This is a genomic window from Halorubrum orientale, assembly GCF_059623105.1.
The window spans coordinates 34,989-55,168 of the sequence record NZ_JBSPSR010000008.1 but is presented as its reverse complement, the minus strand read 5'-3'; the positions used below and the strand labels follow the sequence as shown (position 1 = coordinate 55,168).

Here is a 20,180-nt window from a genome sequence, read left to right as displayed (position 1 = left end):
GCTCCTCCACGAGACCGCGACGTCCGGTCTCACACCTTCGCGTCGTCCGGTGGCGTCGATTCGCCGTACCGCTCCGTCAGGTAGTCGATGACGTCGTCGACGGTCTCCGGGTCGTAGCTCCAAAAGCCGTAGAACCCTCCAGGCTCACGTTCTTCGGCGAGTAGCACGCACTTTGCCGTGTCGAGGCCGCCACCGTCGTAGGCGACGAACCACGTCTCACGTATCTCGGCGGTCTCACCGATGTGTACCGCGTAGCGGTCCGCAGAAGGCGGGTCGCCTTCTGCGGCGGCATACGCGTGGACGTCGAGATTCGCCTCGCCGCCGAGGGCGTCGTAGATGTGGTCCTCGCCGGTCAACACGTCGAGCGTCTGGAACCCGGCGTGTAACTCGCCGTCGCCGACGCGCCAGGCCCGGTCTTCGATCTCGCGTGAGGCGGCGACCATGTCCGCGTGCGCATACGAGGTGAATAACGTCTCCTCTAGGCGATCGAGGATCGGCTCCCCGACGCGGTCTCCGTCCGCTCGCTCGTTCGATGACGGCAACAACTCGCCAGTAGAGACAGCGGTGACGAACTCGCCGTCGCGTTCAAGGACGGCGTACCCACTTGGACCGTGTGTAGTTCGTTCGTCGACGATGGCGAGGTTTCGGTCTGCAAAGTGGTCTGCGAGCGCCTCCGCGACGGCCGGGTCAGTATCGAACACCGTCAAGGTGGCCTCTCGAGCCTCGATGCCGGCGATGATCTCGATCAGGGACATGAGAGCGACGACCGTGGGTTCGTGGTCGTGTGACATTGTGTCCCTGTAGGGATATAAGAATGTGTTCAATGCGAGTGTCACTCGCCCGCGTGTGGAGTGGGGGCGGCGGCGAACGATCAACCTATTTTACTCCTGGCCGAGTACCCCGTGTATGTTCATCTTGGTGAACCTCAAGGCGTACCCGTGTGACCCGATCGAAGTTGCGACCGCTGCCCGTGACGTCGCCGACGCCTCCGGTGTGCGCATCGCCGTCTCTCCACAAGCAGCCGACATCGCTCGTGTCGCAGAGACGGGCGTCGAGACCTGGGCACAACACGTCTCGCCGAATGACCACGGCTCACATACCGGCTCGACTCTCGCAGAGGCGGTCGCCGACAACGGCGCGGTCGGGACGCTTATCAATCACTCGGAGAACCGGCTGAAGCTCGCCAACATCGACGCCTCGGTCCGGGCGGCCGAGCGAGCCGACCTCGAGGCGGTCGTTTGTGCGAATAACCCGGCGCAGGTCGGTGCAGCCGCGGCGCTCACACCAGACGCAGTCGCCGTCGAGCCACCGGCGTTGATAGGCGGAGACGTCTCGGTGGCGACGGCAGATCCTGGCATCGTCGAGGACGCCGTCGCTGCGGCCGACGCCGTCGACAGCGACGTCGACGTCTTCTGTGGCGCCGGCGTCTCCACCGGCGACGACGTTGACGCCGCCGATGAACTCGGTGCGTCTGGCGTCCTACTCGCGTCTGGGGTGGCAAAGGCTGACGACCCGGTTGCAGTGCTCGAAGATCTCGTCGCCGGCGTGTAACGCGGACCCGGTGACCAGTCTTCGGTACTGTGCGAGTGCGTTTGCGGGTCTGTATAAAGACATTGGTGTGAGCGGTTCACACGATCGGAGAAATCGCAAGACTGCGTCAACTTCGGCCCGACCGGCGTTTCGGCGCGTCTAGTAACCTTTAACCGACACAAGCCGGTAATCAAAAGTAAGATGGCGACCAACAAAATCCTCGGTATCGACCTCGGTACCACCAACTCCGCCTTCGCGGTGATGGAGGGCGACGAGCCTGAGATCATCGCAAACGCGGAGGGCGATCGGACGACGCCGTCCGTCGTCGCCTTCTCCGACGACGGCGAACGACTCGTCGGAAAGCCGGCGAAAAATCAGGCTGTCCAGAACCCAGACCGAACGATCCAGTCGATCAAACGGCACATGGGCGCAGACGACCACACGGTCGCAATCGGCGACGACGAGTACACGCCGGAGCAGATATCAGCGATGATCCTCCAGAAGATCAAACGCGACGCCGAGGAGTACCTCGGCGACGACGTCGAGAAGGCCGTGATAACGGTCCCCGCCTACTTCAACGACAAACAACGTCAGGCGACGAAAGACGCCGGCGAGATCGCAGGATTCAACGTCGAACGCATCGTCAACGAGCCGACTGCCGCATCGATGGCGTACGGACTCGACGATGAGTCAGACCAGACCGTCCTCGTGTACGACCTCGGTGGCGGTACCTTCGACGTGAGCGTCCTCGACCTAGGCGGTGGCGTCTACGAGGTTGTCGCCACAAACGGCGACAACGACCTTGGCGGCGACGACTGGGACGAGGCGCTCATCGACCACCTTGCCGACGAGTTCGAGAACAATCACGGCATCGACCTCCGGGAGGACCGACAAGCACTCCAGCGGCTCAAAGATGCCGCTGAGGAGGCGAAGATCGAGCTCTCTAATAAAAAAGAGACCACGGTGAACCTCCCGTTCATCACTGCGACCGACAGCGGTCCAGTCCACCTCGAACAATCGGTCACCCGAGCGACGTTCGAGAACCTCACGGGAGACCTCCTTGAGCGGACGGTCGGGCCGACTGAGCAGGCGCTCTCCGACGCCGGCTACTCGACGGGCGACATCGACGAGGTTATCCTCGTCGGTGGGTCGACCCGGATGCCCCAGGTCGTCGATAAGGTCGAAACGCTGGCGGGCCAGAAGCCGAAAAAGAACGTCAACCCTGACGAGGCGGTCGCACTCGGCGCGGCGGTCCAAGGCGGGGTCCTCTCCGGCGACGTCGATGACATCGTGCTGCTTGACGTCACACCGCTCTCGCTCGGTATCGAGGTGAAAGGTGGACTCTTCGAGCGGCTCATCGAGAAGAACACCACGATACCGACCGAGGAATCGAAGGTGTTCACCACCGCGGCCGACAACCAGACGTCGGTTAACGTTCGCGTATTCCAAGGCGAGCGCGAGATTGCAGCGGAGAACGAACTTCTCGGTGCGTTCCAGCTCACCGGCATCCCGCCCGCACCCGCCGGAACGCCGCAAATAGAGGTGTCATTCAGCATCGACGAGAACGGGATCGTGAATGTCGAAGCCGAAGACCAAGGCTCCGGCAACGCCGAGTCGATCACCATCGAGGGAGGGGCTGGCCTCTCTGATGAGGAGATCGACCAGATGCAAGAAGAGGCCGAAAAACACGCCGAAGAGGACGAAGCGCGCCGCGAGCGCATCGAGGCACGCAACGAAGCCGAGACGACCATCCAGCGCGCAGAAACCCTCATCGAGGAGAACGAGGAGGACCTCGACGAGAGCGTTATCAGTGATATCGAAGCGGCCGTCGAAGAAGTCGAGGCAGTCCTCGAAGACGACGACGCCGAGACTGACGCGATCGAGACGGCCACCGAGACGCTCACCGACGAGCTCCAAGAGATCGGCAAACAAATGTACCAAGAGCAGGCCGCACAGGCCGGCCCGGGCGGTGCAGGAGGCGCTGGACCCGGCGGCATGGGCGGTATGGGCGATGCTGGCGGTCCTAGCGCCGACGCCGACGGTGATGAGTATGTCGACGCCGACTTCGAAGACGTCAACGAGGACGACGAATAGTCGGGCACATCAGTCACCCAGCGCTGTACGGCAGTTCTGGTGACACCGACGAGCACGACGAGTAGCCGGGATCATCAGAACGCTGCATGATCCTGGACCCACACCGACACGCGGTGTGCGAGGAGCCCGGCCTGGCCGCGCCGTTTAACACGACTCAGCCACGACCACACACCATCGAACGCAACGCATGAGCGAGAACTTCTACGACGTCTTGGGTGTCTCACGGGACGCCAGCGAGGAAGAGATCAAGCAGGCGTACCGAAAGCAGGCGGCGAAACACCACCCGGACGTGAGCGACGAGGACGACGCCGAAGACCGGTTCAAGAAGATCCAGAAGGCCAAAGAGGTGCTCACAGACGAAGAAAAGCGCCGCCAGTACGACCAGTTGGGTCACGACCGATACACCGAGGCGGATAAACACGGTGCAACCGGCGGCGGCGGACGGGGTGGTGCTGGCGGCCCGTTCGGCGGCGGGGCCGGCGGGGCCGGCGGCTTCGAGGACATCTTCAATCAGTTCTTCGGCGGTGGCGGCGGACCCGGTGGTCGAAGCAACTCCCGGCCGCGACAGGGCAGTGACATCCGGACGGGGTTTACGATCGACCTCGTAGAGGCGTTCGAGGGCACGACGAACCAGTTCACCATCGAGCGACCGACGCGGTGTGACACCTGCGGTGGCGAGGGCCATCCCCCGGACGCGGACGCTCGGACCTGTCCGCAGTGTAACGGGCAGGGGCAGGTTCGACAGGTCCAACAGACGCCGCTCGGGCGAGTCCAGCAGACGACGACCTGTCCGGAGTGTGAGGGAGCCGGTGAGGTGTACAGCGAGGTATGTCCCGACTGCGGCGGCGACGGGATGGTTCGCGAGGAGGCAACGCTGTCCGTCGACGTCCCAGCCGGGATCCGGTCGGGCCAGAGCCTTCGCATGGAGCGCGAGGGGGCGCCTGGCGAGAACGGCGGCCCCAACGGCGACCTCCTGATCGAAGTCGACGTCGACATCGGCGACCGGTTCGAGCGCGACGGCGACGACCTCTCGGTCACCGAGGCGGTGTCATTCCCACAGGCCGTCTTCGGCGACACCATTGACGTTGAGACCGTCGACGGCACCGTCGAAATGGAGGTTCCACCCGGAACCCAAAGCGGTGAGCGGTTCCGGCTCCAAGGGAAGGGGATGCCGCGACTGCGGCGACGTGGTCGCGGTGACCTCTATGTCACCGTTGCCGTGGTGGTGCCTGACTCGCTCAGCGAGGAGCAGCGGGAGGCACTTGAGGCGTACGCTGAGGCCGGTGGCGAAGATATCGACATCGGCGGTGGCTTCTTCGAGAAGCTGAAGAGCACATTTTGAACTCGCCGACGCGGTCTCGATCCTCGCGACCGCACGGGGTGTTTAAGCCCCACGGGAATCCATCTCTCACATGGACGTTGTCGGTGACCTACTCGCCCGCGACCGACGGAGTCGGGACCTCGCGATTATCACGCCCGACGGCCGCGAGCGAACGTATCACGACCTCATTACGAACGCGTACAAGGCCGCGAACGTCCTCCGGTACCTCGGTGCGCGTGAGGGAGCGACGGTGGCCGTACACCCGGATCCAGGGTTTCACCCGACGCTGGCGTTCCTCGGCGCGGCCGGACTCGGGGCCCCGGTCCGGTTCGACCCAGCCGCCGGTCTCGACGGCGGTGACCGTGTGGTGCTCGTCCCGACAGCGGAGGAGTCTACAGCAACCCCGGCGCCCGGAACGAACCTCGCGGTCTTCGGGGGACCGCCGACGCGCCCCGAGACGACCCACTGGGAGCAGGAGTTGTGGAGTGAAAACCCCGGCATGGTCCCGTCGACCGTCGAGCCGTCCGACCCGGTCGTCCGCGACCCGACCGGTCCACTCTCGCATCAGCGCCTCCTCGCGCTCGCCGACGCCGCCACGAGAACAGCCGCAATCGACGCCGACACGCGGGTGGTGGTACGCGCGCCGGTCACCGATTACCGGGCACTCGCCGCGGGTGTCGTCGCCCCATTAGTCACAGGAGGGACAGTCGTGCTTGACAGAGACCCCCAGACAGGAAGTGACAGTATCGCCGACGACCCTGCCCGCGGCGACGTCGCCATCGTCGCGGACGAGGCTGTCACACCGCCGGAGCCAAATCGGCTCGTCGTCGACGCGGTGTCGGAGCTGTCATCGACCCACGACTGAACGTGAGAAAGGAACATACCAAGTGTTTTAGGTCGGATCCGATACTTTCAGAATAGATGGCTTCGCAGATTTCGACCGAGACCGAGGCGTTGCTTATCGGCGGATCGAGTGGGATAGGATTGGCGACAGCAGAGCGGTTGACCCGCCGTGGCGTCAATGTCCACCTCGTTGGTCGGACAGAAACGAAACTGGAGGATGCCGTAGAGAGCCTTCCAGGGGATGGACAGGGTGAATATTCGGTCGTAGATCTGTTCGAGGATGATGACGTCGCGGAACTTGTTGACGCAGTCAACGAGTCGTCGTCTATCGAGTACTTGGTGAACGCGGCAGGGTCGTTTGCACCCAAACCGTTCTTGGACCATACAGAATCGGACTACGAAAAATACCATAAAATAAACAAGTCGTTCTTCTTCATCACGCAGGCCGTCGCTCAAGGGATGGTAGAGAACGGAGAGGGCTCTATCGTGAACGTCGGGTCGATGTGGGCACAGCAGGCCGTGAAGGATACTCCTTCTTCAGCCTACTCCATGGCGAAAGCCGGATTACATACACTCACACAACAACTCGCCATTGAGTTGGGAGACGACGACGTCAGAGTCAATGCGGTCTCTCCAGCTGTGGTTGAGACGCCGATCTACGGTGAATTCATGGACCCGGAGGAGATCCACGAGAATCTGCAGGCCTTCGACGAGATGCACCCGACTGGGGACGTCGGCCAACCAGAGGAGGTGGCCGCAGTGATCGACTTCCTTCTGTCCGAGGATGCGTCCTGGGTGACTGGAGCAATCTGGGACGTTGACGGCGGCGTGATGGCGGGACTGACCTGAGCTGCGAGCCCCGCAATTGTACAATACTGAGCAGGCAGCCCTACGCAGGAGTAGGAACTAGGCTGGGAACGGAGCGATTTTACCTAATCCTCCGATGGCGGCCTGCCCACCCCCAATCACTCAGACAGTGAGCATTCCTCCAGGTTCGTACTAGGTGACATCCTCCCCGTACTGTACACGGCGGGATTTTCTCCTCGAAAGAAGATAGCCCTATACGCTTACCAACACACTTTTTGAACCACTCATTCCTTTCTTTGCTTAGTATGAGTATAACCCCGTTCGATGTGACGATATTCGGGGTCCCAGCTCTCATTTCAGCAACCGTTGCGTTGTTTGCATGGCGACATCGGTCAAATCCCGGGGGCACTCCGCTTATCCTCCACGGAATTGGGTCAGCCGTCTGGATACTCAGCTATGGAGCGGGCACTCGACTCGACAGCCAACTGGTCGCTCCTGGCTTGCTGGGTCTTTCGTGGCTTGCTGCGGCTGTCGTAGCCTTCTCTGGTATGTACGTTGCCGTAGAGTACACGGAACGAACGTGGCTCAAACACCCGGCGGTACTGGGTAGCATCGGTGGATATCTTTGCGTGGAGGCACTAATGATCTGGCTCAATCCCGCCCATCTGTTCTATACACATGCGCCGACAGTTGTGGAAGATGGGATGCCAGTGTACGAGTTCGGCATCTGGTGGAATATTCATCTCATTGTGACGTTTGCTGCAGCTACTGCTATGCTGGGAATGTTCTTTCAAGTATATTTGGACGAGAGTAGCCGATATCGCCGACAGGCCCGCACAATACTCGGCGGTATCGCAGTCATCTATCTGACAGCAGTTGTCGAAGTTACTGGATTTGAGCCGTATCCCGACCTGTTGTACAATGCAACGATGGTAGGAAGCACAGTCTTGTCTATGACGTTCCTCTGGGCTCTATTCTACGCTGACTTTCTGGTGTTGACTCCTATTGCACACAAGACGCTATTAGAGGATATCGAGGACGCGACGATTGTTCTCGATCGGCAAGACCGTCTCGCCTATGCCAACCGAGCTGCAAAGGACGTGTTCAAGACTGGTCCGAAGTATGCGGGTATGTCGGCAGACGATCTTTTCGATTCGATAGTCGGTGGACGTCCCGACCGGATCAGCGATATGGCCGACAGCGAGGTGGAAATCGCAATGACACCCGATGGGGAGAGACGATGCTTCTCTGTGTCAGCGTCGACAGTCGGCACAGACGAGAGAGGGCGCGCGTTCGTGTTCCACGAAATTACGGCGCAAAAACAGTATGAGCTACAGATTGAACAGCAACGAGATAATCTTGAGACGCTCAATCAGGTTCTGAGACACGACATACGCAACGACCTCCAACTGATCACGGCGTATGGTGACATGCTTGATGACGACTGTGAAACAGAAGCCAACCAACAGTATATAAATACGATCAGTGAGAGCGCTGACCACGCTGTCGAACTCACACAGACAGCGCGGGAGTTATCTGCGGTTATGCTCTCAGACAGCATCGAAGAACAGCGAGTTACGCTCCAAACGATGCTAACAGACAAAGTTGCCGAAATACAAGCTGCATACCCCGACGTGGCGCTTGAGTTCGGGACAGAGATACCACCAGTCACCCTCGCAGCAAACGAGATGATCGCCTCTGTGTTTCGGAACCTGTTGAAGAATGCCGTTCAACACAATGATAAGAAGATGGCCGAGGTTGTTGTCTCGGCAACCAATGACGAAGATACAGTGATGATAACCGTGGCTGACAATGGTCCCGGCGTCCCTGATACGCGAAAAGAACGTATCTTTGGGAAAGGAAAGCGGGGGCTAAACAGTTCTGGCACCGGAATAGGATTGCATCTTGTTAGTACGCTTGTTGATATTCATGACGGTGACGTGTGGATTGAAGACAACGACCCTGAGGGGGCAATATTCACCGTTGAGCTACCCATCGTTTAGTGAAAAAACGGTGCTAAGCCTTCTTATTTACCGAGCAGACGAAGTGAGTAACTAGAGAGGATCAACGCATACACGGGAGTTCTCCCACGAGCAACTATCTCAACCCCGCGGTGCGGTGCTATGGGAAGCCTCGCGCTTCAGCGTGGGGAGGATGTCAACGGGTATCGTCGTCGACGTGGAGCAAACAGGCCGACTCGTGGGCATCACCGTGGGTCACCGATGGCGGCTCGCGCTCCGCACAGGGAGAGGTAAACGTCTCCGCAAGCGTCGCGGTCGCCGCCTCAAATGAGCCCGCGAGGACCTGGTCGAGTCCCGCACGGAGTGTCTTTTCTGCCTCCACAGACGAGAGCTGACTCGGGATATCGAACGCGTCCCGCAACTGGGCGCGTGCTGCCTCATCGGTCGCGGTCGGTGTCGTGTCGCCCGCGGCCGCCTGCTCGCGCACCCGTATCGGCTCGATTTCCGCTGACGCGACGCGATCACAGAGGCGCACTACCCCACGCCAGGCGTCCTGATCGATGCCGAGTCCGTCGGGCTGGATCACTCGGTGACAGCGTGTGTGAAACCGGCACCCACTCGGCGGGTCCGCCGGATTTGGCACTGGTCCGTCAAGCTCGATTGGTGTCGGTGTGACACGCGGGTCGGGCGTCGGAACCGACGAGAGCAGTGCCTCCGTGTATGGGTGTTTTGGCTCCCCGAACACCGTCGAAACCGGTCCCGTCTCGACGACCTCACCGAGGTACATCACCGCGACGCGGTCACACACCTCACTGACCACCGACATGTCGTGGCTGATGAGAAGCACCGCGAGGTCGAATGTGCGCTGGAGGTCAGCGAGCAGCGAGAGGATCTCGGCTTTTACCGAGACGTCGAGTGCTGACACCGGCTCATCAGCGATCACGAGATCAGGATTCACCACCAGCGCCCGTGCGAGGGCGATCCGTTGTTTTTGCCCCCCTGAGAACTCGTGAGGGTACCGGTCGGCGTCGGCTCCCGCGAGCCCGACCCGCTCGAGTAGGTCCGCGACGATGCGGCGTCGTCTGTCCCCGTCTGTCATTCCCTGCACACGCAGTGGTTCCGCAACGGCCTCACCGACGGTTCGCCGCGGGTCGAAGCTGGCGTTCGGGTCCTGAAAGACGAGTTGCACACCGCGACGGAACCGACGAAGCTCTCGATCTGAAAAGCGAGTCACGTCGTTCGGGTGTGTCCCGTCGGGGGTCCGCGTCGCACCGCTGCGTCCGTTTCCGTTGAACACCACCTCGCCGTCGGTGGGCGTTTCGAGCTGAGTTATTGCTCTCGCGGTCGTCGACTTGCCACAGCCGGACTCACCGACCACGCCGAGCGTCTCACCACGAGCCACGTCGAGGTCGAGACCGTCGACGGCGCGGACGACATCGACCTGGCGATTCAACAGTCCCTCTCGCACCGGATAGTGCTTCTTCAGTCCGGTGACAGAGAGCAGCGGCTCGTCGCTCATCGCTCCGGCTCACCTCGCGGTTCGTTCCGCCACGCCGCGTCGTCATCGGGGTTGAGCACGGTCGGGTCCCCGCGCGAGCCGTAGTGCACACAGGAGGCCTGCTGGCTCGTCCCGACCGCGTGCTCTGGGGGCTGGCCGCCGGCTCGACACGCCGCCTCCGCGTGCTCACACCGGGGAGCGAATCGGCAGCCGTCGGGCGGGGTACGGAGATCCGGGAGGGTACCGGGGATACCGCTGCCGGAGCCGCCGATCGAGGGGACACACTCGAGCAGGCGGCGCGTGTACGGATGTGCCGGGTGCTCGAATATGTCGATGACATCGCCACGCTCCATCACGTTCCCGGCGTACAACACGACGACTCGGTCAGCGATCTGTGCGACGACGCCGAGGTCGTGGGTGACGAACAAGATTCCCGTCCCCAGTCGCTCTTGGATCGAAGCGAGCAGCGAGAGGATCTGTGCCTGGACGGTGACGTCGAGGGCGGTCGTCGGCTCGTCGACGACGAGCAGGTCCGGGTCGCCAGCGAGTGCCATTGCAATCATCACGCGCTGTTTTTGTCCGCCGGAGAACGCGTGGGGGTAGTCGTCAACCCGGGCGCTCGCGTTTGCGATGCCCACCTGGTCGAGGAGCTCGACGGCGCGGGCCCGAGCCTCGGCGTTGGAGACGGACTCGTGGACTTGGATCGCCTCAGCGATCTGCCACCCGACGGTGTAACAGTGATTCATCGCCTCCTGTGGATTCTGGAAGACGTGGGCGATCTCAGCGCCACGGACGGACCGTAGCGCAGACTCTGACAGTTCGAGGAGATCACGCCCACGAAACCGGACGGCGCCCTCGATCACACTGCCGGGTGCGTCGACGAGTCCCGTTATCGACTCCGTTGCAACGGTCTTTCCCGAGCCCGATTCGCCGACGAGACACACCGTCTCGCCCGCATCCACGGTGAGATCCACGTCGTCGACTGCGACGAGCCGTCCCGCATCAGTCTCGAACGTCGTCGTGAGCCCCTCGACGGCGAGCAGTGGGTCCTCACTCATTGGCTCTCGGCCTCCGTCTCTGGGTTCAATGCGTCCAACAACGCGTCACCGAGGAAGTTGAACGAGAGGATGGTCGCGAACAGCACGAGCCCTGGCGCGAGCACGATCCACGGCGCGAATGAGAGGTCACTGCGACCGGCGGCGATGAGCTGCCCCCAAGAGGGTATTGCTGAGTCGCCGAGTCCCAAAAACGCCAGCTGGGCCTCTGCGAGGAGGAATCCCGGGACGAGAAGCGTGAGCTGTGTGATGATGCTGCTCGCGGTGTTCGGCACGACATGTCGCCTGACGACCTGTGCGGTCGTTGCGCCACTCATCCGGCTCGCGTCGACGAACGGCTCTTCGGCGACTGAGAGCGACTTGCTGCGGACGTACCGTGCGGTACCACCCCAGGCGAAAAGCGAGAAGACGAGGATGAACATCCCGAGCCCGGCGCCGTAGATGTAGAGGATGAGCAGGAACATCAACAGCGTCGGAAACGAGAGGACGATATCGACGAACCGCATCAGAATCTCGTCGACCCACCCGCCGGCGTACGCACTCACGGTGCCGACGGAGACGCCGATCGCCGCCACAATCGTGGTCGTAATAAAGGCGATCTTGACGCTGATTTGCATCCCATAGACGATCCCAGCGAAAACGTCTTTACCCCCATTCGTGGTACCAAGTGGGTGTGTGAGCGTCCCGTGACAGCGGCCGTTGTGCAGCTCGCCGACACAGGTCGCCACGTTTGCGGCGTCCACCGAGAAGAACGCCGGCGGTTGGTGACCGATGAGCACGCTCTGTTCGGGTGCGCTCACGACGAGGGGGCCGAAGAGCCCACCGACAAAAACGACCCCGAGCCAGCCGAGTCCGACGACCGCCGGTCGGTTCCGCCTGAACTCACGCCAGTACCGCCGGGTCATCCGCGGGTGTTGTGCGAGTGGAACGACGAGGTACCACGCGAACAGCACCAGCGTCACCACGAAGAGGTAGTCGACGGCGGTAAGATCGTACCCGAGGCCGAAAACGGCAAGCGTCGGTGTACGCGCCGGGAGCACGGCCCGGTCGTACCCGGCGAGCACGACAAGCGGGAGGAGGGTCACGACGAGCCCGAGCGTGTTGACCGACGGCTCGAACCAACGGGACCGCGAGATCTCACTCCACTCCACCTCGTCGAATCGGTCTGGACGGTTCTCTGTCATGGGATCACCGGTCGTCGTAGCTGATCCGCGGGTCCAACACGGTGAACACGAGATCCTCGAGGAGGTTGCCCACCACCGCGACGAAGGTGAACGCGAGCGTCGACCCCAACACGAGGTTCGTGTCCTGTGCGATCAGGGCGTTGTACGTCACGCGGCCGAGACCCGGGATCGAAAACACCACCTCCACGAGCAGCGACGAGCCAAGGAACAACGCGAGCAGTTGCCCGACGAGCGTCGTCGACAGGGGGACGAGTGTCGGGCGCATCACGTGGTAGGCGTACGCCCGTAGCGGTGAGACGCCCTTGGCCCGGGCGGTCTTCATGAACGCCGCCTCCTGGAACTCCGCCGACTCGTTTCGCGACACCCGCATCACCGCGCCGATCGAGCCGGTGACGAGCACGAACACCGGTATCGAGAGCTGGACCGCGTTCGCGACGCTGAACACTGGGACGGTCGTATCGTAGGTGATCGGGATCACCTCGAACCAGACGCCGAACACCAACAACAGAATGATTCCGAAAAAGAAGTTCGGGATGGCGTACCCGAAGAACGCGGCTCCAGTCGCGAGGTGGTCCTTCCAGCTGTACTTGTTCGCGGCCGAGTACACGCCCACGAGGGGCCCGAGTAACACCGTGAGGACCGTCCACGGGATGGAGTACTGGGCGGTGTAGTAGAGCCCCTCGGCGAGCGCGGCGGTCACCGGCTGGCTGCGGCTGTCGGCCCACCCCCACTCGAGCGTGTACACGCCGCGGAGGTAATCGAAGTAGCGGACCGAAAGCGGCTGGTCGAGCCCGCGGAGCTCCCGGGCCCGTTCGGCCGCCGCTGCGGGGTCGCCACCCTCCAGTGCGGCCTGCGTCGCCGCCCGCTGGACGTCCGGGTTCGGGGCCGCAGCCAGCAACACGAACGTGATCGTCACGATCACGAGCGAGACGACGGCGGCCCACGCGAGGCGGGCGGCTACGTACCGACCGAGCCCCATTTCGACACCCTCTTTGAGTCACTCGCACGGTTTGACACGCTCGGATCACTCCGTTGGCGGGTAAAAGTCGGACCACCGCGGCTGCCACGTGAAGTGCGGATCGGCGAGCCCGCGGTAGATCCCCTGGATGAGTTCGTCTTTGCCGATCGCCGCGGCGACCGCCTGTCGGAACGTCGTGATCTGAAACAGGTTTCCCGGCCCCGTCTGCCACCCGTTGTCCCGCTGGTTCACCGAGAGGATCCGGTTGTACGGGGTCGGGATCTGCTGTACGGTCACGGCGTCGTTCTCTCGATACGACTGGAACTGCTCGGGGGGAATTCCCGCGGCGTCGGCCTCACCGGTCTCGAGCGCACCGAGTCGCGACGCCTGCTCTTTGACCACGCGTACCGACGCCGACTCGAAGAGCGGCCCGTTCGCCATCCGCTCGGGGCCGACGTCCGTCTCACGTAGGTAGTAGTCGTCGTTGCGGACGTACGTCGTCCCCGAGCCGCGGTTCCACGCCTCGAGCGTGAACGGCCCGAGGTTGCCGCTGAACGAGAGTTCGAGCAGCTCGGCGTCCTGTTGGAGCCCCTCGACGTCTTCGGCGTCGACGTAGGGCTCGAGGAGGTCGCGCGGGATCGGGAACAGGAGGGGGTCGTACGTCTCGGGCCACAGGACCGAGGGGGTCTCCAGCGTCGCCTGGAAGGTGAACTCGCCCGTCTGTTCGACGTCGACGCCGGCCCAGCTCGAGGCGGCGGCGGTGTTCGCCCAGTCGCTCTGGTGGACCGCCTGTATCAGGTAGACGAAGTCCTCGGCCGTCACCGCTCCGTACGGGTCGCTAAATCGGAGGTTCTCGCGCACCTCGAACGTCCACACCCTCCCGTCGTCGGTCGACATGTCGTACAAAAGCGGGACGTACTCCCGGTCGTCGTCGAAGGTGTACCCCTGGTCGAGCACACGCCCGATAGCCGACCCGGCGCCTGACTCGGTGTTGTACAGCGGATTCAGGGTGGTGAACCCGGCGGAGCTGACCGTGTCGTACGACCCCGAGACGGTGGGCTCACCAACGTACCACGCTGGGAGGTCCCACCCGTTAGCAAAGTTCTCGATCGGGCCCGTGAGATCGGGGTTGTAGCCGACGAGGTCGTCGCCAAGAACGAGCGTGATGTACGGCTGCTCGCGCGCGAGGTTCTCGAAGATCTCGACGAACGCCTCGCGGATCGCCTCACGGCTCGTCGCCTGACTCGCCGTCTCGAACAGCCTCGTCGCGTCAAACTCCGGGTAGTAGCCGACCGGGTTGTACGTCGCCGTTGCGCCGTCGAAGAACACCCGATTCGTGAGCGGGTTGAGCGGGTACGTGTTCAACCCGAACACGACGGACATGTCCCACGCCTCGTTGCTCGTCACCGACTGCGGGCCGGGGTTCTGTGGCGTCGGGTTCTCCCACGTCACCTCCTCGCCGGCGACGGTGTCGGTCCCGCCTTCCGGCGTCGCCGTCCAGTACTCGTTGTTGAAGCGGGTCCCGTCTATCGCCTCGACGGTGACGTCGATGCCGAGCGCCGCATCAAGCTCTCCAGCGATGTACTCGGCGGTGAGCTGTGAGGTCTCCTGGCCGGCGCTGTGGTAAATGTCGAGCGTCACCTGATCGCCACTCGGCGTCACCAGCCGATCGCCGTCGAACCCGTAGTCGTACTCGGACGCCGCGAACGCCTCGCGCGCGAGTGAGCGTGCGACCTCACGACCGGCGAGGTCGTCGACGCCGAACCGCGGGAATGACCCGACCTCGACGTCGACCTCCTCGCCAGTTTCAGACCCTCCTGCGTCGGTTTCGCCGCCCGAACAGCCGGCGAGCGTGGTGGTTCCGGCGGCGCCGAGCGCTGCGAGCCACCGCCGTCTGCCGACGCGTCTCCCGTCTTCGGTCCCCTCCGTGGGCCGCCGTGGCATACACTACACGAACCGGTCGATCCATATAAACTGTCGACCCGCTGTGTGGGCGTGTCACGGCGAGCCGAGGGCCCGCCGATCCGGAACGTCTTACAGGCGGCGACCGAATCACGCGGTATGACAGACGTTCACCCCGCCCAGCGCGTTGGGGTTCTTGCCGACGCCCAGAACCTCTATCACTCTGCGCACAGCTTCTACTCCCGAAACGTCGACTACGCGGCGCTGCTCGAGTCGGCGGTTGGTCACCGCTCGCTGGTGCGCGCTATCGCGTACGTGATCCGTGCGGACTCACCCGATGAGGAGTCGTTTTTTGAGGCACTCCAAGATATCGGCTTCGAGACCAAGATCAAGCCAATTAAAACCTTTGCCGACGGCTCGAAGAAAGCCGACTGGGACGTCGGCATGAGCCTGGACGCCGTGACGCTTGCAAACCACCTCGATACCGTAGTGTTGTGTACCGGTGACGGCGACTTTGCTCGTCTGTGTTCACACCTCCGACACGAGGGCGTCCGCGTCGAGGCGATGGCGTTCGAGCGGGCCGCGTCAGAGGAGCTTATCGACGCAGTCGACGAGTTCGTCGACCTCTCGGAACGCGAAGACCACTATTTGTTGTAGCTGGCACGACCGAGAAGCCAGTCGAACCGGTCATCCGAGCACTCGATCGATCACGGCCGTCACCGTCTCGGCCGCCGTCTCGACCTCGTGGACACGCACGTACTCGCGCTCGGCGTGGGCGACCGCGCCCGCGTCGTCGGCGAGATCTCCGGGGCCAAACACGACGGTCGGGACCGGTGTGAAGTATGACGCCTCCGTGGCGGCGCCAAACGGCCGTACGGCCCCGCCTCTGTCGGCTGGGAGCCCGGCCGCCGTGGTCGTCTCCTGGACGGTCGTCGCGACCGACTCGACGAACGCGTGGTCGGGCGGCGTCGAGAACGCCTCGAAGAATGGGGAGTCCCGCTCGGTCAACTCTACCGCGACGTCGACCGACGCGGGCGTCTCTTGGTCGACGGCCGTCTCGAGCCGACGCCGGAATTCCGACGCGGTCTCGGGGGGCACACACCGTCGGTCGACGGTTATCGAACACGATGCAGGGACCTGATTCGTCGCTGAGCCGCCTTCGATCACAGTCGGTGTGAGTTTCGGGGCGCCAAGTTGTGGGTGCGGTTCGGTCGTCTCGTCGAAGGCCCGGATCGCCGCGAGGGCCCCTTCGGCGGCGGCGACCGCGTTCGCGCCAGCGAACTCGGCTGCGTGTGCGGCGGTCCCCGAAAGCGTCACGGTCCCCTCGAACCGTCCCTTCGCAGCCGTACAGACGTCGAGACCCGTTGGCTCTCCAACGAGACATAAGTCCGGCTCAAGTCGGTCCTCAGCGCCAGGGAGGCGGCCGGTCAACGCGGCAGCTCCGAGTGAGAGCGTCTCCTCGTCGGGGGTCACCGCAAGCGTGAGCCGTCCACGTGTGGGTTCTGCGGCACAAAAGCCGGCGAGGATCGCGGCGAGTGGCCCCTTCGCGTCACACGCCCCCCGTCCACGGATCACGTCGGCCGGACTGTTACGTGCTCCGGCCTCCGCACTCGTCGCCGACCGGTCGCGCTCGAACGCGACGTGCGGGGTGACGGTGTCAATGTGGGTGTTCAGTACGAGATGTGGACCGGCTTCGGGGGCCGGCGACGACAGGCTCGCGAGTACGCACCCTGCGTCGTCGACGGTCGCCTCGATGTCGGCGGCGGCCAGCGTCTCGACGAGGAGCTCGCGCATCGCATCGACACGCTCTGAAGAGGGAGTGGCGACGGCCCGTTTGAGGAACGCCACCGGGTCGAACGCGACCGTCATCGCGAAACCGCCGGTATGCGCCCGGCGTACTCACGGGCGACCGGACCGGTGAGGGTCGCCCGCTCGCCGCCCGGTGCTGTGATGGTGAGCTCGCCGCCTGGTGGGCGGGTGACGGCCGTCTCGTCGTCGATCAGTCCGGTCCGGTAGGCGGCGGCGACGACCGCGACCGCACCGGTTCCACACGATCGGGTCTCGCCTTCGACTCCCCGCTCGAAGGTGCGCTGGTCGATGATTGGGCCTCCGTCCGCCTCGGCCTCTCGGATCGCGGCGAGGTTCACGTTCGCGCCCTCAGGGAAGACTGATGCGTGTCTGACCGGCGGTGCGACCGACTCGAGCGCGACATCGTCTATCTCCTCGGGCTCAACGAACGCCACGGCGTGCGGGACACCCGTGTCGACCGCGGTGACGGTCAGATCCTCAACGGGCGTCTCGACGAGCGGCGCTTCAGCGTCGACCGGAACCGCTCGTGGGTCAAACTGTGGGACGCCCATTTCGATAGTCGCCTCGCGACCGTCGGCGCTCACCGTTGCCCGGCGCGTACCCGCCTGGGTGTCGATCATGAACTCGTGGTCTCCAGTCTGGTCATGTGCCCAGCGCGCGACGACTCGCGCACCGTTGCCGCACATGTCTGCCGTCGACCCGTCCGGCTGAACGAGTGTCATGATCACGCGTGTCGGTGTGTAGCCCGCCTCGACGCTCACGAACAAGACGCCGTCGGCTCCGCGTCGCCCCTCTGCCGCGCCGACACCACTCGGTTCGACCTCGATATCCACCGATTCAGCACGTGCTCCCGCACGTACTCCCGTCTCGCGGTCGCAGTGTACCCGTGCGAAGGCCGCGCGGTCGGGAACGCGCGCCGCGGCGTCGACGACGAGAAAGTCGTTGCCGGTTCCGTGGTACTTCACGATCGGTACGGCGTGTGCACTCATCGGGGGCCCTCCGTCTCGCTGTCAGCGTCTGCCGTTGTGTCCCGTTCGACCCGGGTGAGGTCGGCATGTCGCTCGCGACGGCGGACAAGCTTCGCGTCGCCGTCCGCGAGCGCCACCTCCGCCGGGCGCGGCCGGGAGTTGTACTGGCTCGCCATCTCGTAGCCGTACGCCCCGGTGATCCCGATCGCGAGCAGGTCGCCGCGGACGGGCCGTTCGACCTGTCGGTCCCGACAGAACACGTCTCCAGTCTCACATATCGGCCCGGCAACCGTGACCGACGTCGACTCTCGGTCGGCAGGTGCCGGCGCCCCTGTGGCGCCGCCGAGGAGTCGGATCGGGTGATACGCGTCGTACATGGCCGGACGAAGCAGGTCTGTCATGCCGGCGTCGACCCCGACCACCGTCTCGCCCGCGGTCGGTTTGACCGTGTTCACACGCGTCAGGAGGACGCCCGCGTCTGCGACGACGTACCGGCCGGGTTCGATAGCGAGATCGACACCGGGGAGCGACCCGATCGCGTCCCGGGTCGCCTCGGCAACTGCGTCGAGGTCCAGTGGCGGTTCGTCAGCCCGATACGGCACCCCGAACCCGCCGCCGACGTCCACGTACTCGAGCGCGAGCGGGTCCGTGACGATCTGGCCATTACCAGCTGTATCGGCCACGATTTCGTCGGTTGCGGGGGCCGTGAGCGACCGCGCGAGCGACCCCATTTGGGAGACAAGCGAGCGGTGGTCCTCGAGGCCGTCGCCGTCGATACCCGAGCCAGCGTGGGCGTGGATCCCCACCACGTCGACTCGCGTTGCGGCCTCGCGCGCGACGCGCTCGGCCCTGTCGTACGGGATGCCGAACTTTGGTGCCGCCCCGGTGCGGACCTTCGCGTGATGTCCCGCGCCCACACCAGGGTTCACCCGGAGACACACCCGGCCGTCGTACCCGCGTTCGATGAGCCGGTCTAGCGTGTCGACCGCGCCGAGCGTGATTGTCATCCCAGGCGCCTCCGTGGCGATTTCGACGACCCGGTCGAGGTCTCGAGCCGGTGGATTGACTGCGGTGTAGTGGATGTGCTCGCCGGTGAAACCGGCCGTGAGGGCTCGGTTGACCTCCCCCGCAGACGCACACTCGGCGTCGAGGTCAGCCTCCCGGACCGTCTCTAACACCGCACGGCCCGTGTGTGCTTTCACCGCGTACCGCACGTCTGCGTCCGGAAACGCCGATTTCATCCGCGCACAGTTCTGGCGGACGCGGTCGAGGTCTTGGACGTACAGCGGTGTCCCATGCGTGTTTGCGAGCGCGGTGAGCCGCGCTGTGTCCCACTCGGTGAGCCGTCTTGTGGCCGGGTTTTCCTTCGCGCCCGCGACTCCGTCGACGTCGGTCATTCCCGGAGCGCGTCCTCCCGCTGGGTCGCTTCGAGCGTCTCGTGTTCGACGTCGGTCGCGACGACGGCCGGCTTGTACGCTCCGTCCGAAAAGAGCTCGTGGTCACCGACCGACGACTCGACCATCCGGGTGAACGCGCGTCGGTTCGCTGGCAAGTGGCCGTACCGGATCTCAGAGTCGACGAGATCGTACACGGGTATCCGTGGGGTGAGCAGTGTGTTCTCGCCGACGATGGAGTTCTCGCCGATCCGGAATCCAGAGGTCACTCGGCAGCCGGCACCCAGTGAGACGCCGTCTTCGATCACGACCGGGGCGTCCTCGATCGGCTCCAGCACGCCGCCAATCAGGGTGTTCGCACCGAGCTTGACGTCGGCACCGATCTGCGCGCAGGACCCGACGGTGTCACACGAGTCGACGAGTGTGCCGTCGCCGACGTGTGCGCCCACGTTCACGAACGAGGGGCTCATCATGATACAGTCGGCACCGAGGTAGGCACCGCGACGTATCACCGTCCCGTCCGGCGTGTTCCGCGTGCCGCGCTCGGCGAGGTCAGCGGTCTCCCGTAGCGGCAACACGTCGTAGTACGTCACGCCGCCGTACTCGCGCGGTTCGGTCGCCCGGAGCCCGAAGTTGAGCAGAATGCCGCGTTTTACCCACTCGTTCGCCTCCCAGCTCGTCACATCGCTGCCGGTCTTTTCAGCGGCGCGCACCTCGTCCGTCTCGAGGGCCGTGAGGAAGGCGTCGAGAACCGTCTCGTCGTCTTCGACCGTCGACTCGGCTGTGAGTCCGTCCTCGTACCGCTCCCAGAGCGCGTCGACGTCGGATTGGAGTGTCATTGTGGACACCTCGTCGA

17 protein-coding genes are annotated in these 20,180 nt (G+C 63.8%); 7 read left to right on the top strand and 10 right to left on the bottom strand.

The genetic code is table 11. The annotated features are described in order from the left end of the window. Positions 1-29: 29 nt before the first annotated feature. Positions 30-755 (bottom strand): DICT sensory domain-containing protein, encoded by a 726-nt coding sequence (locus tag ACWUI7_RS10165; RefSeq protein WP_496642324.1) that lies wholly within the window; start codon positions 753-755, stop codon positions 30-32. A gap of 151 nt (positions 756-906) precedes the next feature. On the opposite strand from ACWUI7_RS10165, the gene tpiA reads away from it, so the two are divergent. The 6 genes from tpiA to ACWUI7_RS10135 all read left to right on the top strand — a co-directional run bounded on the left by tpiA (position 907) and on the right by ACWUI7_RS10135 (position 8,598). Beyond that, positions 907-1,551 (top strand): triose-phosphate isomerase, encoded by a 645-nt coding sequence (gene tpiA / locus ACWUI7_RS10160; RefSeq protein ID WP_496642112.1) that lies wholly within the window; start codon positions 907-909, stop codon positions 1,549-1,551. A gap of 180 nt (positions 1,552-1,731) precedes the next feature. Beyond that, on the top strand, positions 1,732-3,624 hold the full coding sequence (dnaK, locus tag ACWUI7_RS10155; protein ID WP_496642111.1) for a molecular chaperone DnaK: 1,893 nt from the start codon (positions 1,732-1,734) through the stop codon (positions 3,622-3,624). A gap of 187 nt (positions 3,625-3,811) precedes the next feature. Beyond that, entirely contained in the window at positions 3,812-4,966 is a 1,155-nt protein-coding gene (gene dnaJ, locus ACWUI7_RS10150; RefSeq protein ID WP_496642110.1) for a molecular chaperone DnaJ, read from the top strand. Between the two features lie 70 nt (positions 4,967-5,036). After that, entirely contained in the window at positions 5,037-5,810 is a 774-nt protein-coding gene (locus tag ACWUI7_RS10145; protein ID WP_496642109.1) for an acyl-CoA synthetase family protein, read from the top strand. A gap of 56 nt (positions 5,811-5,866) precedes the next feature. Then, on the top strand, positions 5,867-6,637 hold the full coding sequence (locus tag ACWUI7_RS10140) for an SDR family NAD(P)-dependent oxidoreductase (protein ID WP_496642108.1): 771 nt from the start codon (positions 5,867-5,869) through the stop codon (positions 6,635-6,637). Positions 6,638-6,900: 263 nt separating this feature from the next. Then, the gene (locus ACWUI7_RS10135) at positions 6,901-8,598 is read left to right on the top strand and encodes a sensor histidine kinase (RefSeq protein ID WP_496642107.1); all 1,698 of its coding nucleotides are present in this window, start codon (positions 6,901-6,903) and stop codon (positions 8,596-8,598) included. 154 nt (positions 8,599-8,752) lie between these two features. Here ACWUI7_RS10135 and ACWUI7_RS10130 read toward each other — a convergent pair whose 3' ends face one another. From ACWUI7_RS10130 to ACWUI7_RS10110, 5 genes are read right to left on the bottom strand one after another with little or no spacing between them, the layout of a single operon-like run. After that, the gene (locus ACWUI7_RS10130; RefSeq protein WP_496642106.1) at positions 8,753-10,075 is read right to left on the bottom strand and encodes an ABC transporter ATP-binding protein; all 1,323 of its coding nucleotides are present in this window, start codon (positions 10,073-10,075) and stop codon (positions 8,753-8,755) included. Continuing rightward, positions 10,072-11,112 (bottom strand): ABC transporter ATP-binding protein, encoded by a 1,041-nt coding sequence (locus tag ACWUI7_RS10125; protein WP_496642105.1) that lies wholly within the window; start codon positions 11,110-11,112, stop codon positions 10,072-10,074. The genes ACWUI7_RS10130 and ACWUI7_RS10125 overlap by 4 nt, the downstream gene beginning before the upstream one ends. Next, positions 11,109-12,293, bottom strand: coding sequence for an ABC transporter permease (locus tag ACWUI7_RS10120; protein WP_496642104.1), 1,185 nt, complete (start codon positions 12,291-12,293; stop codon positions 11,109-11,111). Before ACWUI7_RS10120 ends, ACWUI7_RS10125 begins: the two co-directional genes overlap by 4 nt. Positions 12,294-12,297: 4 nt before the next feature. Beyond that, positions 12,298-13,272: an ABC transporter permease gene (locus ACWUI7_RS10115; protein ID WP_496642103.1), complete on the bottom strand. Its 975-nt coding sequence runs from the start codon at positions 13,270-13,272 to the stop codon at positions 12,298-12,300. A 45-nt stretch (positions 13,273-13,317) separates the two neighbouring features. Continuing rightward, positions 13,318-15,195 carry an ABC transporter substrate-binding protein gene (locus ACWUI7_RS10110; protein ID WP_496642102.1) on the bottom strand — a complete coding sequence of 626 codons (1,878 nt, stop codon included), beginning with the start codon at positions 15,193-15,195 and terminating at the stop codon, positions 13,318-13,320. A 117-nt stretch (positions 15,196-15,312) separates the two neighbouring features. Between ACWUI7_RS10110 and ACWUI7_RS10105 the strand changes: the two genes are divergently transcribed. Beyond that, complete coding sequence (locus ACWUI7_RS10105) at positions 15,313-15,810, top strand: LabA-like NYN domain-containing protein (RefSeq protein ID WP_496642101.1); 498 nt, start codon at positions 15,313-15,315, stop codon at positions 15,808-15,810. A gap of 30 nt (positions 15,811-15,840) precedes the next feature. On the opposite strand, the gene ACWUI7_RS10100 is transcribed toward ACWUI7_RS10105, so the two are convergent. From ACWUI7_RS10100 to ACWUI7_RS10085, 4 genes are read right to left on the bottom strand one after another with little or no spacing between them, the layout of a single operon-like run. Continuing rightward, positions 15,841-17,022 carry a M20/M25/M40 family metallo-hydrolase gene (locus tag ACWUI7_RS10100; RefSeq protein WP_496642100.1) on the bottom strand — a complete coding sequence of 394 codons (1,182 nt, stop codon included), beginning with the start codon at positions 17,020-17,022 and terminating at the stop codon, positions 15,841-15,843. Next, positions 17,019-17,951, bottom strand: a complete 933-nt coding sequence (dapF, locus tag ACWUI7_RS10095; protein ID WP_496642099.1) for a diaminopimelate epimerase — start codon at positions 17,949-17,951, stop codon at positions 17,019-17,021. The genes ACWUI7_RS10100 and dapF overlap by 4 nt, the downstream gene beginning before the upstream one ends. Continuing rightward, entirely contained in the window at positions 17,948-19,327 is a 1,380-nt protein-coding gene (gene lysA, locus ACWUI7_RS10090; protein WP_496642098.1) for a diaminopimelate decarboxylase, read from the bottom strand. The genes dapF and lysA overlap by 4 nt, the downstream gene beginning before the upstream one ends. Continuing rightward, positions 19,324-20,163 carry a 2,3,4,5-tetrahydropyridine-2,6-dicarboxylate N-succinyltransferase gene (locus ACWUI7_RS10085; RefSeq protein WP_496642097.1) on the bottom strand — a complete coding sequence of 280 codons (840 nt, stop codon included), beginning with the start codon at positions 20,161-20,163 and terminating at the stop codon, positions 19,324-19,326. The genes lysA and ACWUI7_RS10085 overlap by 4 nt, the downstream gene beginning before the upstream one ends. Positions 20,164-20,180: the final 17 nt, after the last annotated feature.